Raw genomic sequence first — 19,654 nt, forward strand, 5'->3', positions numbered from 1 at the left:
AGGTCGTTTAGCTCAGCTGGGAGAGCACCTCCCTTACAAGGAGGGGGTCACTGGTTCGATCCCAGTAACGACCACCATATTCGCAAGCGAAGCTGAGATATCAGCTTCAGTTGCTGAGAAAGTCCCCACTCAGATGGGGATTTTTTTTGCCCGCAATTCAGTACTTCAACTTCTTCTGTTGCCGGTGTGGCGAGCCGAACGCCACCTCTTATTGTGCCACTCTGCCACTCTGCCACTCTGCCACTCTGCCACTCTGCCACTCTGCCACTCTGCCACTCTGCCACTCTGCCACTCCGACCCTTCTTCATCCTGCTCTTCCGAGATTGCCCGACTGCACTCCTGTCCATCGTGATGCTGCTCATATGAACGCCTGTAATAAAGCAAACGCCAGCAATAAAAAGGGCAGGCCAAGGCCTGCCCGCAAAGATGCGCAAGGTGCTACATGATCCCGCGGATCAGGATCCCGCTGATCAGCAGCGGCGCCACCACGCGCCAGCACCAGAGCAGCGCCAGACGCAGGGCGGGTGACAGGCCCACAGGGAGAATGGCATCACCCAGGCGCCAGCCCAGCAGCAGGGTCAGTACCAGACCAAACAGCGGCATCATCAGGTTGGAGGTGAGATAGTCGAGCAACTCGAAGATGGTCTTGCCAAACAGGGTCAGATCGCTCCATGGGCCGAACGACAGGCTCACCGGAATGCCGGAGGCCATGATGAGCAGGGTCAACACCCGGCAGGCGCCACGGCGCGACCAACCCCACTCCTCGGTGGTGAAGCGCACCAGATGCTCCAGCATGGAGATGGAGGAGGAGAGCGCGGCGACCAGCAGCAACAGGAAGAAGACCACCCCCAGTCCCTGACCGAACGGCAGATGGCTGAACACGGCAGGCATGGTCATAAAGGTGAGACCCGGCCCGGCAGTGGGGTCTATGCCGGTAGAGGCCAGCGCCGGGAAGATCATCAAGCCCGCCAGCACCGAGATAAGGCTTGCCAGAGTGACCACCCAGACGCCGGAGCGCAGCACACCTTCGCTATTGGGCAGGTAGGCGCCATAGGTCGTGTGTACCCCGAGCCCGATGGAGAGGGAGAAGAAGGCCAGCCCCAGCGCGTCCAGCACGCTCTGGCCGGTCAGCATGGAGAAGTCCGGCAGCAGCAGCTGGCGCACACCCGCCATGGAGCCCGGCATGGAGAGACCGACCCCCACCAGCAGCAGCATCATGATGAAGAGCGCGGGCATCATCCAGCGCAGTGCCCGCTCCACCCCTTTCTGAATACCCCCTTGCACGAACCACCAGGTCAGGCCCGCGAAGATCAGATGGGTTAGCACCGGCCACCAGGGGTTGCTGACATAGCCGTTGAACAGGGCGGTGAGGGCGCTCCCCTCGCTCAGGTTGAGCTTGCCAGCCATCGCCAGCGCGGCGTAACCCACGGTCCAGCCACCGACCACGCTGTAGAAGCTGTAGATAAAGAAGCCGCAGGCGATCCCCATATACCCCATCCAGCGCCAGTTCGGCCCCACCAGTTTGCGGAAAGCGCCGAGCACCCCGCGCTGACTATGGCTGCCGAGCAGAGTTTCGCCGACCTGTACCGCTACCCCCAGGGTGAAGCTGAACAGCAGAAACACCAGCAGAAAGGCACCACCGCCATTGGTGGCGGTCACATAGGGAAACTTCCAGATGGCACCAAGGCCAATCGCTGTGCCTGCTGCGGCCAGCACATGACCGAGACGGGAAGACCACTGAACCTGGCTCATACAACCTCCGGGTAACACGACATCGAAGCAATACTCCTCTGTAGCAATAAACGACAGACCATAAAAAAGGCCGCCTGAGGCGACCTTTGCAATGAACATTCAGAAAAACTGTGCGTGCAAGGTCACCTCTCTTGCGAGCTAAAAAATCGACCAAACAGCACGAGGATGGCAGACATGAGGTGGCAACCTGACTTATGAATGAGGAAACAGCCTAAACCATGGAAAGAATAATTGACACATAAAATCAAAATTTTTTTATGTGTGCCGCTGTCACCACTCTGACTTACGTACAACTCAATCGGCGAGCGCGTTGCCGGGCCGTATCTTTTCTACCTTGTGGCTATTTACTGGGCGATAATCGACGTAGCTTCTTCTGGAACTAGTGACCGCTACATGGCACTGACGGGAACAACGATGAGACAGGATATCGTATGAGATGGATGGTGCTGCCCTGGTTACTGATCAGCCTGAGTGTGTCGGCGCAGCCCGGATTAACCCTGCTGAGTCACGACTTACCCCCCTTTACCGAATACCGCGACGGCAAGCTCGACGGATTTGCCATTCGCCTGATCGATGAGGTGCAGGAGGAGCTTGGCACCCGCTATCCGGTGCGGATTTACCCGCTCAAGCGGGCGCTGGCGCTGGCACGGGTCGAGCCCGGCTATGGACTGTTCGTGGTACAGCGGCTCCCGGAGCGGGAGTCCCATTTCAAATGGGTTGGCCCGCTCTTTATCAATCGGGTCTTTATCTATCAGGCGCCCGATAGTCGCCACCCGCTGACCTCGCTGGCACAGCTGCGGGATCTGCCCAGAGTGGGGGTAGTGCTGGGTAATGCCGATGATGTGCGGCTGAGTCATGAGGGCTACACCAATCTGGTGCGCTACAAGACGGTCGGGGAGGCGATAGAGCGGCTGATGCTGGGCAAGATCGATGCCTTGCCGATGGCGGAGCTGGTGATGGAGGCCACCCTCGACAAGATGGGGTTATCCCGGCGCAGCATCGTCAGCAGTGGCGTGCTGCTCCATCAGGCCGGTCTCTATATCGTCTTCTCCAAGGGAACGGATGATGCCGAGATCACCCGCTGGCAGCATGCCCTGGATGCCGTCAGAGCCGCCCAGGGGCGGGCCGATGAGCCCACCCGCGAAGAGTAACCGTCACACCAGACCGCGAATCAAGATCCCGCCGATCAGCAAGGGGGCAATCCAGCGCCAGCAGTTCATCAGCAGGTGATGCCAGTGGCTGGCAATCCCCTGCGGCAGTGCCTTGCGCCCCAGCTTCCAGCCCAGCAGCAGCGTCAGCATCAGGCCGAACAGCGGCATCATCAGGTTGGAGGTGACAAAGTCCAGCAACTCGAAAATGGTTTTGCCAAACAGGGTGGCGTGTTGCAACGGGCCAAACGACAGGCTGACCGGAACACCGCTAACCATGACGAATCCAGTGATGGCGCTGCAGGCCGTGCGGCGTGACCAGCCCCAGGTCTCGCACAGGAAGCACTGCAAATGCTCCAGCAGGGAGATGGCCGAGGAGAGCGCCGCAAAGACCAGCAGGGCGAAGAAGATCACCTCAAGCACCTGACCGAATGGCAGCAGCTGAAACACCGCCGGCATGGTCATGAAGGTGAGACCGGGGCCGGAGGCCGGGTCGATACCGGTCGAGGCCAGCACCGGGAAAATCATCAGCCCCGCCAGTACCGCCACCATGCTGGCCAGCAGCACCACCCAGAGGCTGGAGCGACCAACCCCTTCGCTGGTCGGCAGATAGGCGCCGTAGGTGGTGTGAATGCCCAGACCGATGGAGAGGGAGAAGAAGGCCAGTCCCATGGCATCGAGCACGCCAGACATCCCCAGCTTGCTGAAGTCGGGCATCAGGAAGTGACGTACTCCCGCCATCGCATTGGGCAGGGTGAGGCCAAAGGCGACCAGCATCAGGATCATCAGGAACAGGGCCGGCATCATCCAGCGCAGGGTGCGCTCCACCCCTTTCTGAATGCCGCCTTGCACCACCATCCAGGTGAGGGCGGCAAACAGCAGATGGGTGAGAATGGGCCAGACGTCGCCGCTGACATAGTCATTGAAGCGGGCGGTGAGGGCCGCCGCATCCCCATGGTTGAGCTGGCCTGAGATGGCCATGCCGGTATAGCCCAGGGTCCAGCCGCCCACCACGCTGTAGAAGCAGTAGATGAGCAGGGTAGAGATCACCCCCATTACCCCAACCCATCGCCACTGTTTGCCGAGCAGATCGGAGAAGGCACCGACTACCCCGCGGCGACTCATGCTGCCGAGCAGGGTTTCCCCCATCAGTACCGCCACCCCCAGGGTGAAGCTGAACAGCAGAAAGACCAGCAGGAAGGCGCCGCCGCCGTTGACGGCTGTGACATAGGGGAATTTCCAGATTGCGCCGATACCGACCGCGGAACCCGCTGCAGCGAGGATGTAGCCGAGTCGGGATGACCATTGGGACTGCTTCATAAGAACTCCAATCGAGCGCCCCTTGGCAGGGGCAGAATGGCGCTCATGTTACGGAGGTCACGGCGCAATCACTACGACGGTTATCAGGTATAAATGCGATTTATTGGCACGATTGTCTAATTTAATTCTGTTTTTTACCCAATCCTGCCACCAAATAAAAACCGGAGCGAGATTGCTCCGGTTTGGTCTCTGACAACTGTTCGTCGGCGGACTAGATCACCCCGAGCTCCCGCAGCCGCTCCATCAGGTAGCTGTGGGCGGTATGGCGCTCGGAGAGCACCACATCCGGGCGCGGGTGGAGGAACAGCGGCAGCGAGATGCGTGACTTGCTGGCACTGCCACCGGTCGGGTTGATGACGCGGTGAGTGGTGGAGGGATAGTAGCCGCGAGAGGCCTCCTGCAGCATGTCGCCGATATTGATGATGAGGGTGCCAAAGTCACACGGCACATCCATCCATTCGCCGTCGGAACCCTTCACCTGCAGCCCCGGCTCGTTGGCGGCGGGCAGAATGGTAAGCAGGTTGATATCCTCGTGGGCGGCGGCGCGGATGGCGCCCGGCTCCTCGGTGCCATCGAACGGCGGATAGTGCAGCACCCGTAGCAGAGTCTTCTGGCTCTCTTCGATCATCGAGGAGAGGGGGCAGCTGTAGTGAGCGGCGATATCGGCCGGGGTGTGCTGCTCGACCCAGCCCAGCAACTCGGCGGCCAGACCGTTGGCGAGGCGATAGTACTCCATCGCCTGCTCCTTCAGTTCTTCCGGTATCTGGCCCCAGGGGTAGATGTGGAAGTACTCCTTGATGTCTTTCTGACTATGGCCCTTGGCCACCTCGGAGACCGACGGCGGGAAGTAGCCATCTTGGGTTTCGCGGTTGAACAGGAAATCCTGCTTCTGCTCGCTCATGAAGAAGCGATACCAGTTGTCGTAGATGGACTGCACCAGCTCTTTCGGAATGGGGTGGTTGGTCAGCACGCCAAAGCCGGTGGTTCGCAGGGATTCGGTGAAGCGTTGGGCCGCATCGGGTGAGCGGTAATCGACGGTCAGGACTTTCATTGTTTTTGTTGCGCGCCAGTTAAAAGATGGCGCAGTTTACCTTGCACCTGATAACAAGGAAAGCGGGTTGGCCGCCCGTCTGGCACTGCGTTGAATAGTGACAAAAGCATCAAATAAACCGCGCCAGATCACACGGGGGCGCATCCCTTGTTATGGCCTTTTATCCTCTCTAGAATGCCGCTCACTATCTTTTCCGGAGTCTGTTCATGTCCCCCAAAATCCTGTTGCTGACCCTGCCGGTATTGCTGGCGGGATGCAGTGCCCTGTCAGAAGATGAGTGCCGTACCATGAGTTGGTACAACCTGGGTTATCAGGATGGATCGGAAGGCAAAACCCGTCAGGCGACCCGCGATTACGTTTCGTCTTGCAGCGAATATGGCCTCAAAGTGGATGAGGCCGAGTGGAAACGGGGCTACGACAAGGGGCTGGAGCTCTACTGCATTCCCGAGCTGGCTTACAGCAAGGGCAAGGAGGGGCAGGCTTATCTGGGGGTATGCCCCAATGACGCCAGCTTCCTCAAGCAGTATCAGCGTGGCTACGAAGAGTACAAACTGGCTGCCCGCCTGCGGGAGATCAGCGACGAGCTGGAGCGTACCGAGCGGGATATCGATACGCTTGAACGCAGCATCCGCAACGAAACCAACACGGAACAGCGCGACTACTACCGTGCCAAGCGCGATCGAGCCATTCGCCACTACGAATCCCTGCGCCGGGAGTACAACCGTCTGCGTTATCCGGATCGGGTGATCCAGTTCTCCTTCGGCGGTTAATCCCTCTCTTCATGGCCAGCCCGCGTGCTGGCCATGTTGCATCTTGTCAGATCAGGGCAGTACCCAGCGCTGCAGTGCCAGTGCGATACCATCTTCGTTGTGGTCGGCCGTGACCCGATGGGCATGGCTCTGGATCTGCGGGGCCGCATTGCCCATGGCCACCGCCAGCCCAACTTGCTCGAACATGCTGATGTCGTTGTTGTTATCCCCAAACGCCACCACCTGCTCCATCGCAATCCCTTCGCTGGCTGCCCACTGGGCAAGCCGGTTGCCCTTGCTGCAACCGGGCTGTACCAGCTCCACCGCATAGGGGGCCGCCCAGTCGCGGGTAAAGGGCATCTGCTCGACCACCTCGCCCATAAAGGTGTGCAGGCGTGCCGGATCCTGATTGAACAGCTCCAGTTTCCAGACCGGGTTGTCGAGCCAGCCTGCCAGCTCCTCGACCGGGTGGAGGGCGATCTTGAGGTGGTCTGGCTGATTGGCCGACCAATGGCGGATGCGGGTGACATGCTCTTCGCAGCCGATGTAGCCGATCCCCTCGCTCAGGTGGAACAGGGCGCCCATCTGCTGCGCCTCGACCGCGGCCAGCAGCTCGGTAAGCGGGGCAGCCGCCAGCGGGTCGCCGCTGAGGATCCGGTTTTGCACCGGATCATAGAGATAGGCGCCATTGCTGCAGATGAGGGGGGTGTCGAGGGCCAGCTCGTGGTGGAAGGGGCGTGCCGTCATGTAGTGGCGTCCCGTGACCAGCAGCACCTTGATGCCGTGGGCGCGGGCTTGCGCCAGGGCTGCCCGGGTGGCCGACGAGATCTTGTGATCCCGGGTCAGCAGGGTGCCATCCATATCGAGCGCGATGGCCTTGTACTCACTCATAGCTCCTCCAGCATCGAACAAATCCGCAAAGAGCTTTACCGTCCCAGACCCGGCGCCCCGATGCAAGTCTTGCCCGCAGCCGAAGCGCCGAACTGTGATCCCTTCGTGGCTCAGGTGCAGCTGGCCAGCTGTTGACGACGGTCGGCACGGCGACGCAGCAGATAGAAACCGGCGGCACTGGCAAGGGAGCAGAGGGTGGCGAGATAGAAGGGCCACTCGGTACCGGCCAGCAGCACCAGACTGCCGAGCAGCACCGCCAGGATCTCGCTGCCTACGGCGAGGGCGCGGTAGAGCCCCATCGCCTGCCCCTGTTGCTCCGGGTGACTGCGGTTGGAGATCGCCACCGAAGTGGCCAGCTCCCCCAGACTCATGCCGATGCCAGCGGGAACGAAGGTAAGCGCCAGTCCCCACCAGTGCACGGGCAGGATAAAGAGCAGCATGCCGCTCGCCATCACCAGATGGCCGACAATGCCGAGGGAGCTGCCGCGCCAGTGACGGGCGATGCGGGAGCCGAGCCAGGAGCCCGCCATCATGGGCAGGCTCACCAGCACAGCCGCCTGCGCCAGCTGGGCCGGATCCCAGGCCAGCCGCTCTACCAGCCAGATGTTGAAGTAGGTGAAATAGAGCTGCACGGCGCCATAGCTGATCAGGGTGAGTGCGAAGTAGGGCAGCAGGGCCGGTTGCAGCAGCAACTGGCGGCTGGAGAGAGTCGCGGCCTGAAGGGTGGCCGCCACCGGCGGACGACAGGGGATCAGCCAGAGCACCAGCAGCAGGTTGAGCAGGGTCATCGCGACGGCTAGCCAGGCCGCCAGACTGTAATCCCCCGAGATCACCGCGGCGTAGCCCCCGATCACCGGCCCCACTACCCAGCCCAGATTCATGCCGATGTTGATCCAGGCGAAGCTGCGCGCCTTGTGCTCCTTGCCGGCGAGATCCGCCGCCATCGCCTGCACGATGGCGATGTTGCCGTTGCACAGCCCCTCCACAATCCGGCTGAGCAGCAACAGGGGGAGTGAGCGCCAGGCGATACCGAATGCCATCAGGGCATAGCCTGCCAGCACCCCCGCCAGCGATAGCAACAGCAGTGGCTTGCGGCCATAGCGGTCGGAGAGGCGACCGAGCCAGGGGCTGCCCACCAGCTGGAACAGGGGATAGAGCCCCATGATGACCCCCAGCCACACCTTGCGGCTCCAGTCGGAGGCTTCCGGCGTCAGCATGCCGTGGGCCGGATCCAGCAGCAAGGGTGCCAATACCGGGGAGGGGAGACTGAAGCCTGCAACTGCCAGCGTGACCGTCATGACCAGCACCCAGAGGGGATTTTTGTGCCCGTGTTTCTCCATGTTGCACCCATTAAGTAAAGTTATTTGTTTATTTATGCTGATTCATAGATGGGATTAAGTAAAGTGAATTGTTGATTTAATAAAGGGCGATCCCCATAATGAGACCATGAACGCAAGCACCGACAAGATCCTGTTTCTGCTCAAGAGCCATGGCCCGCAGAGCGCCGCCGCGCTGGGGGAGCAGTTGCAGATGACCTCCATGGGCGCCCGTCAGCACCTGCTCACGCTGGAGCAGGAGGGGTGGGTTACATTCAGCGACGAGGCGCGCGGGCGCGGTCGTCCCGTGCGGCTGTGGCAGCTCACCGAGCAGGCCTGGCAGCGCTTCCCCGATAGCCATAGCGACCTGACCGTGCAACTGATCGACAACGTGCGCGAGCTGTTTGGCGAGGAGGGGATGGAGCGGCTGATCCAGCAGCGGGAGCTGCAGATGCTTGCTCGCTATCAGGAGGCGCTGGGGTCCCATGGTCTCTCTGGCCGGCTGGCGGCGCTCAAGGAGCTGCGTACTCGCGAGGGCTACATGGCGGAGATCCGCCGCGAAGAGGATGGCAGCTGGCTGCTGTGGGAGAGCCACTGTCCCATCTGTGCGGCGGCGCGCACCTGCCGCGGTTTCTGTCGCAGCGAACTGGCGCTGTTTCGCCAGCTGCTGGCGCCGGCGAGGGTGGAGCGGGAGCAATATCTGCTGGAGGGGGCGCATCGCTGCCTCTATCGCATCACGCCGCCCGCGCTCTGATTTCGTCAAACGCCCAAAAACAACAAAGCAGGCGCCGGGATGCCTGCTTTGTTGCCTTCGGGGAGGGGGTTCTCTCGTTCCAGCCCGTCGTTTCCCGATAAGGTAAGACGGCTGATGGGGCTCTTGACCCGGTAAGGTCCTTCACCGCAGAGACCCGGTCAGGTATCTGCTTTGCCACCGGAAGATGTAACCATAGTATCCCTCCCGTGCCGGTGAGTGGTTGCAAAGTAACCACTTTTTTCGGTTGTTTTTGCAATAGTTCACCCTTAATCTAGGAAAAGTGGATTAGTCATTGCAACGAGGAAGGGTAGATGCTGAAACTTGATCGCATAGACAGACATATTCTCGAGCTGATGCAGGAGAATGGCCGCATCAGCAATCTGGAACTGGCCGAGCTGGTCGGGCTCTCGCCGTCCCCCTGCTCCCGCCGGGTCAAGGCGCTGGAGGATGCCGGTCTCATCGACACCCACGTTACTCTGCTCAACGCCCGCCAGCTTGGCCTCACCCTCACCGCCTACATTCACATTTCCATGGACAGACACACGCCCGAGCGGTTCGAAAACTTCGATCGCGCCATCAGCGAACTGCCCGAAGTGCTGGAGTGTGATCTCATCACCGGTAATGATGCCGACTACCAGCTCAAGGTGGTGGTGCGCGACATGGAGCACTATCAGCACTTCCTGCTGGACAAGCTGACCCATATTCCGGGGGTGACCGGAGTGCGCTCCAGCTTCGTGCTGCGTCGCATCAAGCACAAGACGGCACTACCGCTCAACCATCTGGGGTGAGCCCGCGCAAGCCGCTTATATAAACAGAAAGAGGAGGCCACTGGCCTCCTCTTTTGCTATTCGCTCTTGGTTATTCGGTAGTGGTTATCGGGTCTGGATTAGCTGTCGCGGTGACGGGGCGACTGCCGCTGTCAGACGCTGACCTGGCTGATGTCTGCCACCTGCAGCAGCCAGCCGCTCTGCTCCTGCAGCGGTTCGCCGCTGACCCGCAGCCGCTCGCCGGTCGGCACCCATTGCCCCTCGGGCAGTGAGACCAGCAGGCTCTCGCTGCCGTTGTCGAACAGCCAGCGATCTTCGCCAAGCGATTCAATCAGATAACCTTCCATCTCCACTCTGGACTCGGCTTGCCAGGATGGCGCAACGGAATCACGGCTCTCGATGAAATCCCCCTGAACACCAAAACTGGCTAGCCCCCACAGAATGGAGAGCCCGACGATGGATGTTTGCATCTTGTCTCTCCTCTTTTGGAACTGTAGGGCCAGTATGGGAACAGAAAACTGAGCGCACCATGAACAAGGTGGCAAAGTGCTGGCGAGATCGCGAAAAAATCCGGCCAATTGGCCGGCAGTGTCATTTTATGGTGTCTAGATCACACTATTTGGCGGCTTCTTCTGCCATCCGTTCCTCTCTTGGCTTATTCGTCCACATGGCTACCCCACGATGATCCCCACAGATCCCCTCTGCCACCACGGCGCGAACCCGGGTGCCATCTTTGCAAATGGCCTGCCAGGCGTCGGCATCATCGATGGCGAGCGAGTTGGGGGGCGGCGTGGTTTGGCAAGCCGTGAGCAGCAGGGCGCACAGGGGGAGCAATTTTTTCATGGCGGACTCCTCGGGGTAATGGGGGACTGAGAGGATGGGGATGACCTCTCCATCCGGGCTTCACTCCCCAGCATCAGTGATAACCGGTTAAGGGGCAAGGGGGGGGACCACTGACGGCCGCAGGTGCCGTGCAGCCGGGGCTTGCCCTGTGCCCTCCTTGGGCCTAAGGTGAGGCCGTTTTATTGCCTGATTGAAGGAGCGTTTTCATGTCCACTCTCTATCCCCGCGTCGGGGTCGGCGTCATCCTGACCAACGCCCAAGGCCAGGTGCTGCTTGGCAAACGCAAAGGGAGCCATGCCCCCTACTGGTCGATCCCGGGTGGTCATCTGGAGTTGGGGGAGAGCTTCGAGTCGGCGGCGATCCGCGAGGTGGCCGAGGAGACGGGACTTGAGATCCACGGGCCCGAGGTGGTGGCGGTGACCAACAATCTGGAGACATGGCGCGAGAGCGGGCTGCACTATATCTCGGTGACGCTGCACGCTAAGGCCGATGGTGAGCCGCAACTGCTGGAGCCGGAGAAGTGCGAAGGCTGGGTCTGGTGCGATCCGCGCGAGTTGCCCGAGCCCCATTTCGACGCCAGCCGCCAATCCATCGCTTGCTGGCTGGCGGGGCGCTGCTATCTGCCGGGTGATGTGCCCATGGTGTCGGCCGAATCAGTCTGATTGTCATAAAACGATCATCGCGCTGTCATAATATCTCCTCTCCATCGGGAGAAGAGGGATGAGGGAGAAGAGCGTGGGACAGGTATTTATTCAGTTTTTATGGCTGGGCTGCATCAGCTTTGGTGGTCCGGCCGCTCATATCGGCTATTTCCAGCGTACCTTCGTCCAGCGGCTCGGCTGGCTGACACAGGCCGAATTTGCCCGCTTGCTGGCGCTGTGCCAGCTGCTGCCGGGACCCGCCTCCAGCCAGCTTGGTTTCGCCATCGGTCGTCATCGCGCCGGTCTGGGCGGGGCGCTCTCTGCTTTTGTTGGCTTCACGCTGCCCTCATTTCTTCTGCTACTGGCGGCTGCGATCGGCATCGGCCAGCTGGGCAGCAATCTGTGGCTTGATGCGGCGCTGCACGGCCTCAAGCTGCTGGCGCTCATCGTGGTGGCCGATGCGGTGCTCACCATGAGTCGTCAGTTCTGTGCCACTGGAGTGACCCAAGGGATCATGGTGGTGACCGCTGCTGCACTCTGGTGGCAGCCCGGTCTGCTGACTCAACTGTTGATGCTGGCGGGAGCGGCGCTGATCTGCGCCCGCAGCCAGCGCGGGGCGGGCAGTGTGCCAGCCACCGCTGAGCTGCCTTCTGCCGCCAGCAGTCAGCCTCATTGGCCGACCCTGTTGCTGTTTGGCGTCCTTTTTATCGGTCTGCCGCTGCTCGGTAGCCCGATTGGCCAGCTGGTTGCCGACTTCTATCGCGCCGGTAGTCTGGTGTTTGGCGGTGGCCATGTGGTGTTGCCGCTACTGCAAGAGAGCGTGGGACACACTCTCAACGAGCAGCAGTTTCTGACCGGTTACAGCCTGGCCCAGTTGGTGCCGGGCCCCATGTTTACCCTTGCCACCTATCTTGGCGCCCAGTTGCAGCCAGAGATGCCGATGATCGGGGCACTGTTGGCGACCATGGCGCTGTTTGTGCCCGGTTTTCTGCTGCTCTGGGCGGTGGGCCCCTGCTGGCAACAGTGGCTGGCCCGGCCCCGTCTGGCGGGGGCCGTCACCGGCATCAACGCCGCCGTGGTGGGCTTGTTGCTGGCGGCGCTCTATCAGCCGGTGTGGCAGAGTGCGGTGCTGGTTCCGAGAGATCTGGCGCTGGCGGCCATCGGCTTTTATCTGCTGCGGGTGTTGAAGTTGCCGGTGCCGGCCATCGCGGCCCTGCTGGTGATGGCTGCTATCCTGCTGGCGTGAAGCCGGTGAAATCCCGATAAAAAACGGCGCCTCCGTGATGGAGGCGCCGTTTTTATTGCAATGGGTCAGCCGCTTAAGCGTCGGGATCGAAATCCAGACTCAGGCTGTTGACGCAGTAGCGCTGGCCTGTCTCGGTCGGTCCGTCGGGGAAGACGTGACCGAGGTGAGAGCCGCACTGGCGGCAGGTGATTTCCACCCTCTTCATGCCGTGGCTGTTGTCTTCGGTGTACTCTACCGTCCCCTCGATGGCCTTGTCGAACGAGGGCCAGCCGCAGCCGGAATCAAACTTGGCTCCTGAGTGAAACAGCACGCTCTTGCAGCAGACACAGAGGTAGTCGCCGCTCTTGCGATTGTGGAGCAGGGCGCCGCTGTAGGGGCGCTCGGTGCCCTTCTCCCAGCAGACGTGAAACTGCTCGGCGGTCAGTTTGCTGCGCCACTGTTCCGGATTGTTACTGCTCATACCGACTCCTTGCCATCCATACCGGAGCCCAGCATAGCGGCTCCGTAAAGCTGACTCCAGCATGCCTCTTATGCTTTGCCTGTATCTGTGATCGAGGTGGCAACCATCTCCTCACCGGATGCAGGGAGAATTTCCTGCTGCGGTGGCTGGGCATCCTCTGCCGTGCTGGCCAGCGCCACCCGCTCCAGCAGTTTGAGGGAGTGGGCCCGGCCGACTGCCACCTGCCGTTTGATGTCATCCGGCAGGAAGGGGAGGCCATCGTTGGTGGCGGTGTCGATGGTCTGGATCCACTCCAGCCCTTCCCCCGGCGGTGGCAGGCGGAACTGGATATCGTAATCGCTGGCGTTGAACAGCACGTACCAGCGCTCGCCGACACAGTTGATCATGCCGATATCCATGGCGAACGCCTGCCCCATGGGGGCGTGCCAATCCTGATCGGTGAGCTGGTGGCCGTCCGGGTGATACCAGTTGACCTGATGGCAGCTGGACGGGGTGCCATTCCAGCTGTCGTCGCTCAGTTGCAGATTGGAGAAGACGCAGGACTCTGCCCGCAGCGCCATCATCTGCTGGGTGAAGGCGAACAGGCGCTCATCCTCCGGTCGCCACTGCCAGTTGACCCAGCTGATCTGGTTGTCCTGACAGTAGGCGTTGTTGTTGCCAAGCTGGCTGCGTCCCATCTCGTCGCCGGCGAGGAAGTGGGGAGTGCCTTGGGAGAGCAGCAGGGTGGCAATCAGATTGCGCTTCTGCTGCTGGCGCAGGCTGTTGACCCGCGGATCCAGAGTCGGGCCCTCTACCCCGTGGTTATAGGAGAGGTTGTTGCCGTGGCCATCCCGATTGTCCTCACCATTGGCCTGATTGTGGCGCTGGTTGTAGGAGACCAGATCCTCCAGAGTGAAACCGTCGTGATAGCAGAGGTAGTTGACGCTGGTGTGGGGCGATCGCCAGTTCTTCGGGAAAATATCCCGCGAACCCACCAGCCGGGTGGCGAAGTCCCCCATCTTGCCCGCATCACCGCGCCAGAAGGCGCGCACCGTGTCGCGGTAGCGGTCGTTGATCTCCTGCCACTGGCTCGGGAATTGACCCAGCCTGTAGCCGAAGGGGCCGATGTCCCAGGGTTCGGCGATGAGCTTGACCTGTGACAGCACAGGATCGGCCATCACTGCCTTGAAGAAGGCGCCCATGGGCTCGAACTCCCCCGCTTCCCGCGCCAGCGTCACCGCCAGATCGAAACGGAAGCCGTCCACCTGCATCTCGGTGACCCAGTAGCGCAAAGCATCGAGCACCAGTCGCAGGGTGTTGGGGTGATCCAGATTGACGCTGTTGCCACAGCCGGTCACGTTGGCGTGACGGGTGTAGTCCGGGCCGTGGGGGCCCGCTTCGAAGGCGTAGTAACCGGCGTTGTCAAAGCCCTTGAACGAGAGGGTAGGGCCGTCGAAGCCCGAGGCGGCAGTGTGGTTGTAGACCACATCCAGGATCACCTCGAGCCCGGCCCGGTGCAGCTCGCGCACCATGGTCTTGAACTCGGTCACCGCCTCGTCTGCTCTGGTGCTGTAACGCGGCTCCGGGGCGAAGAAGGCGATGGGGTTGTAGCCCCAGTAGTTGGTGAGTCCCAGCTGCTCCAGTCGCGGTTCCGACATGAAGGCGGCCACCGGCATCAGCTGCACCGAGGTGATGCCGAGGCTCTTCATGTGCTCGATAACCAGCGGGTGACAGATGCCAAGGTAGGTGCCCTGCAGCGCTTTGGGGATCCCCGGGTGCTGCTTGGTAAAGCCCTTGACGTGGGTCTCGTAGATAATGGTGCGGGCCGGGCTGATCCCGGGTTTGCCAACCCCTTGCCAGTCAAAACTGTCATCCACTACCACCGACTTGGCAATCATCCCGGCACTGTCCCCCTGATAGAGGGCTTCATCCCAGTAGGTGGGACGACTGAGCGCCTTGGCGTAGGGGTCGATCAGCAGTTTTTGCGGATCGAACAGCATCCCCTCCTGCGGGGTACCATAGACCCGATAGCCGTAGCGCTGACCGGCCTTTACGCCGCGCACGTAGCCAAAGCGATACTGGCCACGGCGGCCGGGCAACTCCAGCCGCATCAGCTCCTGCTCCTGCTCGTCGTACAGGCAGATCTCCACCTTGTCCGACTGGGGGGCCCAGACGCAGAAGTGGCAACCGTTCTCGTCAAGGCGGGCCCCCAGCGGGTGGCCCACCCCTTTTTCCATTACAAGCATCAAGACTCCTGTTTGATAAACAAGGTCGCCAGCGGCGGCAGATCCAGCACTATGCTGTGCGCCATCCCCTGCCAGGGGGTCGGCTCGGCAGCGAACACCAGACCTACATCATAGTTACTGCCCCAGTAATACTCGCTGTCGGTGTTGAGCATCACCCGATAGTGGCCCTCAGCTGGGACGCCGATCCGATATTCGAGACGAGGCACCGGGGTGAAGTTGCAAGCCACCACAATAGCCTGCTTGCCCTCTTTGTCCGCCCGCAGCCAGGCAAAGATGCTGTTGTCGGCATCGTTATGATCCAGCCAGCGGAAGCCGGTCTGCTCATAATCGGCCTGATACAAGGCAGGCTCATGACGGTAGAGGTGGTTGAGATCGTGGATCAGTCGCTGTTGACCGGCATGCTTGGGATATTGCAGCAGATGCCACGGCAGTTGGGCGTCGTGGTTCCACTCGTTGCTCTGAGCGATTTCGGTGCCCATGAAGTTGAGCTTCTTGCCCGGGTGGGCGTACATGAAACCCATGTAGGCCCGCAGGTTGGCTGCTTGCTGCCACTCGTCGCCCGGCATCTTGTAGAGCATGGAGTGCTTGCCGTGCACCACCTCGTCGTGGGAGAGCGACAGGATGAAGTTCTCGTCATAGTGGTAAACCATGGAGAAGGTCATGTCGTTGTGGTGGTAGCGGCGGTGGATCGGCTCTTTCTGCATGTAGGTGAGGGTGTCGTGCATCCAGCCCATATTCCACTTGAAGCCAAAGCCGAGGCCGCCGAGGAAGGTGGGGCGGGAGACACCGGCAAAGGCGGTGGACTCTTCGGCGATGGTCATGGCGTGGGGATACTTGCCATAGACCTCCTCGTTGGTCCACTTGAGCAGGCTGATCGCCTCGTAGTTGTGGTTGCCGCCATCGACGTTCGGTACCCACTCACCGGCGTTGCGGGAGTAATCCAGATAGAGCATGGAGGCGACCGCATCCACCCGCAGTCCGTCGATGTGGAACTTGTCGAGCCAGAACAGGGCGCTCGCCACCAGGAACTGGCGCACTGTGTCGCGGCCAAAGTCGTAGATGTAGGAGTTCCAGTCCGGGTGCCAGCCACGGCGCGGATCTTCATATTCGTAGAGCGGGGTGCCATCGAAGCGGGCCAGGCCGTGGGCATCGGACGGGAAGTGGGCGGGCACCCAGTCCAGAATGATGCCGATGCCGGCCTGGTGGCACTGGTCGACGAAGTATTTGAAATCATCAGTGGTGCCGTAGCGGCTGGTAGGGGAGAACATGCCCACCGGCTGGTAGCCCCAGGAGCCGCTGAAGGGGTGCTCGGAGACCGGCAGCAGCTCGATGTGGGTGTACTCCATCTCCTTGACGTAGGCGACCAGCTCCACTGCCAGCTCGCGCCAGCTCAGGCTGTCGCCGTTGGGGTGGCGCTTCCAGGAGCCGACGTGCAGCTCATAGATGGAGAGCGGCTGCTCGCGTTTGTCGTTGTGCTGGCTGGCAATCCACTCGGCATCCTGCCACTGGTACTGGGCGTGGTCATAGACCACGGAGGCGAACGACGGATACTGCTCGCAGTAGAAACCGACAGGGTCGCTCTTGTGGGGCAGCCGGTTGCCCATGGGATCCTTGAGCTCGAACTTGTAGCGATCCCCGGCCTTGAGGCCCGGCACAAACAACACCCAGTGACCGCAGAGGCTGCGCTGCATCGGGTGGCGGCGGCCATCCCAGAAGTTGAAATCGCCGATCAGGCTCACGGCGGTGGCGCTCGGCGCATAGACCGCAAAACGCACCCCCTCCACCTGCTGGCCAAGATGCTCCACGGTGCGCAGCTGGGCGCCAAGGGTGTGATAGAGGTTTTCCGGCTGGGCGGTCAGTTCGGCCAGGCCTGCCCAGGCGGCATCCTGAAACTGATAGGGGTCGATGACCTCGGTGGTGGCATCTTGGTAGCTGGCGATCAGCTGATAGGGGAAGGAGTTTTTGCGGCGGGTGAAAACAGTTTCAAAAAGACCCGATTCATCGGTGGGCGCCAGGGTGGCAACGACTTTGCCCGACTTGAGATCCTTGACGCGGACTTCGAGGGCATCAGGCAACCAGGCGGTCAGTTTGAGGCCGGGCCCATCCGGATTGGCCTGCAGGCCTAAGTGAGAGAAGGGATCGGAACAGCGGGCAGCAACCAAACGTTCAACGAGCATCGAGATTTCCTTTCATGACAGAGCATCCACTCCGGCCGAAGCCGGAGTGGATTTAGGTGAGAACGCTGTGGGAGACAGCGTCTCAACGACTGGCCTCATCACGGGCTTGGCTCATCTTGCCAGCCAGTGCCTTGAGTGCCTCATTGGCAAAAATATCTTCCAGATCAGCGGAAAGCTTGCGGCGCCAGTTGGGGTATTCGTAACTGGTGCCCGGTACGTTGACCGGCTTGTCCATCTCCAGCCAGTCTTCCAGCTGGGTACTAAACAGGGCGCAGCTGCCGCGGGACATATGGATCTGCAGACCGTGGTTGAGTTCGGTGTTCATGCCTACCCAGTTCACGTCATGACTGATGTTGTCAGAGATGACCTTGTGGGCATGCAAGCTGTCGAGGATCCGCTGTTTGGCCTGGTGACGATCAGCATACAGAGTCTTCAATACATCTTCATCCGGATACAGACCCAGTTGACGGCCGAGCGCCAGATCGTCGCAATGCCAGAAGCCCTTGAGGGTCGGCATGTCGTGGGTGGTCAGGGCCGACATCGCCTGCTCGGTATAGTGCGCCGGGGAGATAAAGCCACCATCTTCCTTGGAGCGTTCGAAGAAGAACACCTTGTAGGAGTGAACGCCGTTCTCTTTCAGGGTCACGTCGATCCCCTCCGGCACGGTACCCAGATCCTCGCCGATCAGCAGGCACTGATTGCGGTGGGATTCGAGGGCCAGAATGCCCAGCAGATCGTTGACCGGATAGTAGATGTAGGCGCCCTTGGCGGCGGACGCTCCGGGCGGTACCCACCACAGGCGCAGCAAGGCCATCACGTGGTCGATGCGCAGTGCGCCACAGGAGCGCATGTTGGCACGGAACAAGTCCACCATCGGCTGATAGGCCGCTTCAAACAGCTTGTTCGGGTTCATCGGGGGCAGGCCCCAGTTCTGACCGAGTGGGCCGAGGATATCGGGTGGCGCACCGACCGAAGCTTTCGGGCAGTAGAGATCCTGGTTGGCCCAGATCTCGGTGGAGCCTTCGGAGACGCCCACCGCCAGATCCCGGTAGATACCCATCACCATGCCGGCAGCCTTGGCACGGGCATCGGCTTGCGCCAGCTGTTCATCAGCTAGGAACTGCAGGTAGAGGTAGAAGTTGACATCTTGCGGGTGTTCGGCCATCCAGGCGGCAACGGCAGGATTGTGGTAATCGCGCAGCTCCTGCGGCCATACCGGCCAGCCCCAGGCATTTTCGCCTTTGGCATAGAAGTGGGCCTGCAGGGCATCAAATGCTGCCTGCTGTTGCAGGCTGTCGCCACCGGCGGCCACGAAGGCATCAAAGGCGGCCTGACGCTCGGCGCTCAGGGTGGCTTCGTCGAACACCTGACGCAGCATGCCGAGTTTGGTCTGGATCACGCCGGTGTAATCGACATTCTCTTTGGCGCGCAGATCGGCCAGATGTTGCTGGAAGGCAGGACTTGCCACTTCCGCCTTCAGGCGATCGCTCTGCTGGAATTCGGGCACCGCTTCCACATTGATATAGGCCACGTTGAGCCAGCGACGGGAAGAGGGGCTATAGGGACTGGCGCTCTCCGGATTGGCCGGATAGAGGGCGTGGATGGGGTTGAGGCCGACGAAGTGAGCACCCCAGGCGGCGGCTTTCTCAACCAGCTGGCCCAGATCGCTGAAATCACCGATACCCCAGTTGTGGCGGCTGCGCAGGCAGTAGAGCTGCACGCTCGGACCCCATACCTTGCGGCCATCGGCAATTGGCGCCTGCTTGTAGCAGGCCTTGGGGGCGACAATGAGGCGCATGGTGGCCAGCGGCTCGTCATTGCCCTCTTCCAGCAGCACCAGCTGGTGATAGCCCAGCTCCGGGGCCATATCCAGAGTGACGCGATAGGCCTGGCACTCCATCTCTTCAAATTCGGCCACGCCGACCAGCTCACCCTCGATGGGGGTGAATTGACCAGACAGCACTGCACCCTGCTCCTGCTGGAGCTGCCAGGTGAGGGCGTCGTTGACGAATTCGATGGGGAGGCGAACCTCAAGGGTAACGGCGTCGCCGGTGCGAACCACCATCACAGGATCCAGCGCCCGCAGCCAGTGCTGGCGATGCTCCTCTTCCAGCTGCTGCACCAGTGCGGCCTCGTCATCGACGCGGTAGCCCATGGCGCCCAGCATGGCGGCCTTGCTCTCTTCTGATACCTGGGCCGGGTGGCCCCAGGCATCGACATACTCGCTGGCGATACCTTTTGCGGCAGCCAGCTGTTCAATCAGGGTGGTCATAGTTTGAGAATTCCCGCTGTGGATTCTATCTATACTATTTTG

Annotated in this window: 17 protein-coding genes and 1 tRNA gene; 7 read left to right on the forward strand and 11 right to left on the reverse strand. The window is 61.1% G+C overall.

Features of this window, described 5'->3' with window-relative positions; all coding sequences use genetic code 11:
- Window position 1: 1 nt before the first annotated feature.
- Window positions 2-77, forward strand: a tRNA-Val gene (locus G5195_RS18820).
- A gap of 361 nt (window positions 78-438) precedes the next feature.
- Here G5195_RS18820 and G5195_RS18825 read toward each other — a convergent pair.
- Window positions 439-1,752: a sodium-dependent transporter gene (locus tag G5195_RS18825; RefSeq protein WP_005362979.1), complete on the reverse strand. Its 1,314-nt coding sequence runs from the start codon at window positions 1,750-1,752 to the stop codon at window positions 439-441.
- Between the two features lie 431 nt (window positions 1,753-2,183).
- Between G5195_RS18825 and G5195_RS18830 the strand changes: the two genes are divergently transcribed.
- Window positions 2,184-2,903: a substrate-binding periplasmic protein gene (locus G5195_RS18830; RefSeq protein ID WP_421172715.1), complete on the forward strand. Its 720-nt coding sequence runs from the start codon at window positions 2,184-2,186 to the stop codon at window positions 2,901-2,903.
- A gap of 3 nt (window positions 2,904-2,906) precedes the next feature.
- On the opposite strand, the gene G5195_RS18835 is transcribed toward G5195_RS18830, so the two are convergent.
- The gene (locus tag G5195_RS18835) at window positions 2,907-4,220 is read right to left on the reverse strand and encodes a sodium-dependent transporter (protein WP_005335722.1); all 1,314 of its coding nucleotides are present in this window, start codon (window positions 4,218-4,220) and stop codon (window positions 2,907-2,909) included.
- 211 nt (window positions 4,221-4,431) lie between these two features.
- Entirely contained in the window at window positions 4,432-5,271 is an 840-nt protein-coding gene (locus G5195_RS18840; protein WP_421236387.1) for an isopenicillin N synthase family dioxygenase, read from the reverse strand.
- A gap of 206 nt (window positions 5,272-5,477) precedes the next feature.
- Between G5195_RS18840 and G5195_RS18845 the strand changes: the two genes are divergently transcribed.
- Window positions 5,478-6,041: a DUF2799 domain-containing protein gene (locus G5195_RS18845; RefSeq protein ID WP_005362971.1), complete on the forward strand. Its 564-nt coding sequence runs from the start codon at window positions 5,478-5,480 to the stop codon at window positions 6,039-6,041.
- Window positions 6,042-6,092: 51 nt separating this feature from the next.
- Here the strand turns inward: G5195_RS18845 and G5195_RS18850 are convergent, their stop codons facing one another.
- Both G5195_RS18850 and G5195_RS18855 read right to left on the reverse strand, forming a co-directional pair.
- Window positions 6,093-6,911 carry a Cof-type HAD-IIB family hydrolase gene (locus G5195_RS18850; RefSeq protein WP_111900214.1) on the reverse strand — a complete coding sequence of 273 codons (819 nt, stop codon included), beginning with the start codon at window positions 6,909-6,911 and terminating at the stop codon, window positions 6,093-6,095.
- A gap of 110 nt (window positions 6,912-7,021) precedes the next feature.
- Window positions 7,022-8,251, reverse strand: a complete 1,230-nt coding sequence (locus G5195_RS18855; RefSeq protein WP_421236388.1) for an MFS transporter — start codon at window positions 8,249-8,251, stop codon at window positions 7,022-7,024.
- A gap of 106 nt (window positions 8,252-8,357) precedes the next feature.
- Here G5195_RS18855 and G5195_RS18860 point away from each other — a divergent pair, with 106 nt between their 5' ends.
- Window positions 8,358-8,981 carry a helix-turn-helix transcriptional regulator gene (locus G5195_RS18860; RefSeq protein WP_100645115.1) on the forward strand — a complete coding sequence of 208 codons (624 nt, stop codon included), beginning with the start codon at window positions 8,358-8,360 and terminating at the stop codon, window positions 8,979-8,981.
- A gap of 311 nt (window positions 8,982-9,292) precedes the next feature.
- A complete protein-coding gene (locus G5195_RS18865) occupies window positions 9,293-9,769 on the forward strand; it encodes an Lrp/AsnC family transcriptional regulator (protein WP_005304871.1) in 477 nt (158 codons plus the stop codon).
- A 131-nt stretch (window positions 9,770-9,900) separates the two neighbouring features.
- Here G5195_RS18865 and G5195_RS18870 read toward each other — a convergent pair whose 3' ends face one another.
- Both G5195_RS18870 and G5195_RS18875 read right to left on the reverse strand, forming a co-directional pair.
- The gene (locus G5195_RS18870; protein WP_202005344.1) at window positions 9,901-10,218 is read right to left on the reverse strand and encodes a hypothetical protein; all 318 of its coding nucleotides are present in this window, start codon (window positions 10,216-10,218) and stop codon (window positions 9,901-9,903) included.
- Between the two features lie 145 nt (window positions 10,219-10,363).
- A complete protein-coding gene (locus G5195_RS18875) occupies window positions 10,364-10,591 on the reverse strand; it encodes a hypothetical protein (RefSeq protein WP_216952052.1) in 228 nt (75 codons plus the stop codon).
- Between the two features lie 206 nt (window positions 10,592-10,797).
- Here G5195_RS18875 and G5195_RS18880 point away from each other — a divergent pair, with 206 nt between their 5' ends.
- Together G5195_RS18880 and chrA are read left to right on the forward strand one after the other, a co-directional pair.
- Complete coding sequence (locus tag G5195_RS18880) at window positions 10,798-11,253, forward strand: nucleotide triphosphate diphosphatase NUDT15 (protein WP_040068245.1); 456 nt, start codon at window positions 10,798-10,800, stop codon at window positions 11,251-11,253.
- A gap of 73 nt (window positions 11,254-11,326) precedes the next feature.
- Window positions 11,327-12,478, forward strand: coding sequence for a chromate efflux transporter (gene chrA / locus G5195_RS18885; protein WP_421223782.1), 1,152 nt, complete (start codon window positions 11,327-11,329; stop codon window positions 12,476-12,478).
- Between the two features lie 73 nt (window positions 12,479-12,551).
- Here chrA and msrB read toward each other — a convergent pair whose 3' ends face one another.
- From msrB to malQ, 4 genes are all read right to left on the reverse strand, one after another.
- Complete coding sequence (gene msrB, locus G5195_RS18890) at window positions 12,552-12,938, reverse strand: peptide-methionine (R)-S-oxide reductase MsrB (RefSeq protein ID WP_040068248.1); 387 nt, start codon at window positions 12,936-12,938, stop codon at window positions 12,552-12,554.
- A gap of 68 nt (window positions 12,939-13,006) precedes the next feature.
- Window positions 13,007-15,163, reverse strand: coding sequence for a glycogen debranching protein GlgX (gene glgX / locus G5195_RS18895; protein WP_219296176.1), 2,157 nt, complete (start codon window positions 15,161-15,163; stop codon window positions 13,007-13,009).
- Window positions 15,163-17,340, reverse strand: a complete 2,178-nt coding sequence (gene glgB / locus G5195_RS18900) for a 1,4-alpha-glucan branching protein GlgB (RefSeq protein WP_421236389.1) — start codon at window positions 17,338-17,340, stop codon at window positions 15,163-15,165. The genes glgX and glgB overlap by 1 nt, the downstream gene beginning before the upstream one ends.
- Before the next feature lie 82 nt (window positions 17,341-17,422).
- Window positions 17,423-19,612, reverse strand: a complete 2,190-nt coding sequence (malQ, locus tag G5195_RS18905; protein ID WP_128816048.1) for a 4-alpha-glucanotransferase — start codon at window positions 19,610-19,612, stop codon at window positions 17,423-17,425.
- Window positions 19,613-19,654: the final 42 nt, after the last annotated feature.

The sequence above is a fragment of the Aeromonas sp. 601039 genome, from assembly GCF_049174415.1.
Classification (GTDB): Bacteria; Pseudomonadota; Gammaproteobacteria; order Enterobacterales; family Aeromonadaceae; genus Aeromonas; species Aeromonas veronii_A.